The following is a 4,328-nucleotide window of genomic DNA, read 5'->3' as shown; positions in this document are numbered from 1 at the left end:
GGCGTGCGCGCGGCGCCAGGCGCGCGCGGCGCCATCGCGGTCGCGGGCAGCCGACGGCAGGCGAGCCAGGCGGCGAACGTGCCGAGCGCCACCGCACCGGGGAAACCGAGCACCGAGTCCCAGCTCCGTACCGTCTGCCACGGGCCGCCGTGGACCTGGGCGAGAAGGGCGCCGAGCGCCGCCGGGATCAGCCCCGCGGGGACCGCCCAGGCGGCCACGTCGGCGATGACCCCGCGCGGGCCGCCGGCCCGGCGGTACCTGCGGTCGGCGATCCAGATCGCCAGCAGGATGCCGGCGGCCACGCACAGCGCCTGCGCCCGGAGGGGCAGCGGCCCGAGATGCCAGCCTGAGCGCGACGGACTCGGGATGTACGCGAGCGGCATACCAGGAAGTTACCGCTCTTTGGCCCGGCCGGAGGGGGGTTACCGGCGGCGGACGCCGGCGGCCAGGTCGGCGGCCAGGGCGCGGACGGCCGCCACGCCGGCGGCGCTGTCGGGGGCTTGCGCGAGGCGGCGGACGAAGGCGGAGCCTACGATGACCCCGTCGGCGAAGGCGGCGACTTCGGCGGCCTGGTCGCGGTTGCTGACCCCGAGGCCGACCGCGACCGGCAGGCCGGTGTGCTCGCGGACGCGGGCGACGAGCTGGCCGGCGCCTTCGCTGACGGCATCGCGGGTGCCGGTGATGCCCATGAGGCTGGCGGCGTAGACGAAGCCGCGGCACACCCCGCTGATCTCGCCGATGCGCTGCGTCGTGGAGCTCGGCGCGACGAGGAAGACCCGGTCCAGGCCGTATGTGTCCGACGCCGCGAGCCAGGGGGCGGCCTCTTCTGGCGTCAGGTCCGGGGTGATCAGCCCGGCGCCGCCGGCGCCCGCGAGGTCGCGCGCGAAGGCGTCGACGCCGTAGTGGTCGACCGGGTTCCAGTAGGTCATGACCAGCGCGGCCGTGCCCGCGTCCGCGATCGCGTGCACCGTGTCGAGCACGTCCCTGACCCTGGTGCCGGTCCGCAGGGCCTGGTAGACCGCGTCGGCGATCACCGGCCCGTCCATCAGCGGGTCGGAGTAGGGCAGGCCGACCTCGATCACGTCCGCGCCCGCTTCGGCCATGGCCAGCACGGCCCTGATCGCGGTCTGCTTGTCGGGGAAGCCCGCCGGCAGGTAGCCGACAAGCGCGGCGCGGTCCTCCGCGGCCGCCTTGGCGAAGGCTGTCGTCACGGCAGTCATGTCAGGCTCCTCAGACCCCGAACCACGCCGAGGCGGTCGCCACGTCCTTGTCGCCGCGGCCGGACAGGTTCACGAGCAGCAGGCCGTCCTGGCCGAGTTCGCGTCCGATGTCCATGGCGCCGGCGAGCGCGTGCGAGGACTCCAGTGCCGGAATGATCCCCTCGGTACGGCACAGCGCGGCGAAGCCGTTCATCGCCTGCGTGTCGCTGACCGACCGGTACTCGGCGCGGCCGGTGTCCTTCAGCCAGGCGTGCTCAGGGCCGACCCCCGGGTAGTCGAGTCCGGCCGAGATCGAGTGGGTGTCGAGCGTCTGGCCCTCGTCGTCTTGCAGCAGGTAGGTGCGCATGCCGTGCAGCACGCCCGGCGAGCCCTTGCTCAGCGTGGCCGCGTTCCTGCCGGGGGCGTCGCCGTCCCCGCCCGCCTCGCAGCCGATCAGCCGGACGCCGGGGTCAGGGATGAACGCGTGGAAGACGCCGATCGAGTTCGACCCGCCGCCGACGCAGGCGACGACCGCGTCGGGGAGCCGGCCTGTGAGCTCGAGGACCTGCCGCCTGGCCTCGACGCCGATGACGCGCTGGAAGTCCCTGACCATCATGGGGAACGGGTGCGGGCCGCCGACCGAGCCGATGCAGTAGTGCGTGTGATCGACGGTCGTCACCCAGTCGCGGAAGGCCTCGTTCATGGCGTCCTTGAGGGTTCGCGTCCCGGCTTTGACCGCGATCACCTCGGCCCCGAGCATCCGCATCCGGGACACGTTGAGCGCCTGCCGCCTGGTGTCCTCTTCGCCCATGTAGACCGCGCAGTCGAGGCCGAGCAGGGCGCACGCCGTCGCCGTCGCCACGCCGTGCATGCCGGCGCCCGTCTCGGCGATCACCCTGGTCTTGCCCATCCGCCTGGTCAGCAGCACCTGGCCGAGCACGTTGTTGATCTTGTGAGATCCCGTGTGGGCCAGGTCTTCGCGCTTGAGCAGCACGCGGCAGCCGCCGGCCTGCCGCGCGCCGAACCGCTTCGCCTCGGTCACCAGCGTCGGGCGGGCGGCGTAGTTCTGGAGCAGGTGGCTGAGCTCCGCGGTGAATTCGGGGTCGGTCCGCGCGGCCTCGTACTCCTTGGTGAGCTGCTCAAGTGCCGCCATCAGCGACTCGGGCGCGAATCGCCCGCCGAAGACGCCGAAGTGCCCGGATACGTCGGGAACCGGGAAAATATCGGGTTCTGCTGGTGCCTGGTCCGCGGTTGGGGCGCTGTCCACGCCGGTTACATTACCCGCGTTCGCTGCGCAGCGCCGGATGCGACCCGGCGGTCACCAGGTCGGCGACCGCGGCGCGCGGGTCCTTCTCCGTTACCAGGGACTCCCCCACCAGCACCGCGTCCGCGCCTGCCGCGGCGTAGGCGAGCAGGTCATGCGGCCCGCGGACGCCGGATTCCGCGATCTTGACGACCCCTTCAGGTATGCGGCCGGACAGCCGGGCGAAGATCGACCGGTCCACCTCCAGGGTGGCGAGGTTGCGCGCGTTCACGCCGATCACCGTGGCGCCCGCGTCCACCGCCCGGTCGAGCTCCTCGTCGGCGTGCACCTCGACCAGCGGCAGCAGGCCGATGGACAGCGCGCGCTCCACGAGCGAGACCAGCGCGCTCTGCTCGAGCGCGGCGACGATCAGCAGCACCATGTCCGCGCCGTAGGCGCGCGTTTCCCAGAGCTGGTAGGCGCTGACCACGAAGTCCTTGCGCAGCAGCGGGACCTGCACGGCCCTGCGGACGGCGGCGAGGTCGTCGAGCGACCCGCCGAACCGGCGCTGCTCGGTGAGCACGCTGATCACCCGCGCGCCGCCTGCCTCGTACTCGCCCGCCAGCGCGGCCGGGTCGTCGATCGGCGCCATCGCGCCCCGGGACGGGCTTGCGCGCTTTAGCTCAGCGATCACGCTGACCCCGTCCGCCTTGAGCGCCGCGAGCGCGTCGAGCGGGGACGCCGCCCGGCGGGCCATGTCCTTCAGCTGCTCAAGCGAGACGCGCCGCTGCCGTTCGGCGAGATCGGCACGCACGCCATCAAGGATCTCGTCGAGCACACTCACGCGGTTCCGTCGTCTCCTCAAATCGGAAATGTTGCGCCACCGATGCTAGCCCTCGCCGGGAGCCGCGCTTGGCGGCCCCCCTGGAGTTTGCCTTCGCAATGCCTACGCCATACCTTCCCGTTGCCGTCGCTGTCCCGGGTGCGCGGGCCGTGCGGGCGGCCCGTTCGCCGCGGGCGGCGCGTCCACGTCCAGGACGTAGCCGACGCCGTGGATCGTGCGGATCGCCTCCATCCCGAGCTTTGCCCGCAATTGGGCGATGTAGACGTCGATCGCGCGCGGGCTCGGCCGCTTGCCCCGCTCGCTTTCGAGCGCCGCGAGCAGGCGCTGCCTGCTCAGCACCCGTCCGGGCTGCCCGGCCAGCGCGGACATCAGGGCGAATTCGGTTCTGGAGAGGCTGACATCGCGGCCGTTCACGACGATCTCGCGGCGGCTGGCGGCCAGGGTGCCGTGGCCGCCGTCATCGTGGCCGGGCTGGGTGGGCGGGACCGGCTGCAGCAGTTCGCAGACCGCGGCGAGCAGGGAGCGCGGGCTGAACGGCCTGGTGAGCCACCGCCGCGCCGCCGGGGCGGCGTTCAGGCCGTACGGCCTGGTGTCGCCGCCGTGGAGCAGGAAGACCGCGGGGACACCGGGGGCAAGCACCTGCCGGAGGCGGCGCACTTCCAGGCCCGGCATCGTCAGGTCGATCACGAACAGGTCGGCCGAGCGGTCGGCCAGCCCGCGCAGCGTTTGCGCCGGAGTGCACGTCACCAGCGCGCGTATGCGGGCACGCGCGAGGTAGCGGCGCGCCATCTCGGCCACCTCGGGCTCGTGATCGGCCACGAGCACGCTGGGCATCGGTCAGTCCATGCTCAGCGGCTCTCCGGGGGACGCCCCGCGCCCCCGGCGGGTGCCCCGCCTTCGGCGGGAGCCGCCGCCTGCGCGGCGGCCGCCGCCTCGGTGAGGTCCGCGCCGTCCGTGGGGTCCTCGCCGCCGCTGAGCGATTCCCACATCGACGCCGAGTCCCGCGGTCGCGGATGCGCCGCCGCCGGGCCGTCGCCGGACG

Annotated in this window: 5 protein-coding genes and 1 pseudogene; all 6 read right to left on the bottom strand. The window is 73.4% G+C overall.

Going from position 1 to position 4,328, the window contains the following annotated elements:
- On the bottom strand, positions 1-383 hold a 383-nt coding region (locus Q1N79_RS16135), incomplete at its 3' end, for a prolipoprotein diacylglyceryl transferase family protein (protein ID WP_300609891.1).
- Between the two features lie 39 nt (positions 384-422).
- Complete coding sequence (trpA, locus tag Q1N79_RS16130; RefSeq protein WP_300609890.1) at positions 423-1,220, bottom strand: tryptophan synthase subunit alpha; 798 nt, start codon at positions 1,218-1,220, stop codon at positions 423-425.
- Between the two features lie 10 nt (positions 1,221-1,230).
- Positions 1,231-2,421, bottom strand: coding sequence for a tryptophan synthase subunit beta (gene trpB, locus Q1N79_RS16125; protein WP_300609892.1), 1,191 nt, complete (start codon positions 2,419-2,421; stop codon positions 1,231-1,233).
- A 55-nt stretch (positions 2,422-2,476) separates the two neighbouring features.
- The gene (trpC, locus tag Q1N79_RS16120) at positions 2,477-3,286 is read right to left on the bottom strand and encodes an indole-3-glycerol phosphate synthase TrpC (RefSeq protein ID WP_300609889.1); all 810 of its coding nucleotides are present in this window, start codon (positions 3,284-3,286) and stop codon (positions 2,477-2,479) included.
- 102 nt (positions 3,287-3,388) lie between these two features.
- Positions 3,389-4,120 (bottom strand): response regulator transcription factor, encoded by a 732-nt coding sequence (locus Q1N79_RS16115; RefSeq protein ID WP_300609888.1) that lies wholly within the window; start codon positions 4,118-4,120, stop codon positions 3,389-3,391.
- 14 nt (positions 4,121-4,134) lie between these two features.
- A pseudogene (locus tag Q1N79_RS16110) lies at positions 4,135-4,328 on the bottom strand (hypothetical protein); the annotation flags it as partial.

This window comes from Trebonia sp. (assembly GCF_030042015.1).
Taxonomy (GTDB): domain Bacteria; phylum Actinomycetota; class Actinomycetes; order Streptosporangiales; family Streptosporangiaceae; genus Trebonia.
Note: the sequence above shows the minus strand (reverse complement) of the source record. Positions and strands in the feature narration are given on the sequence as shown.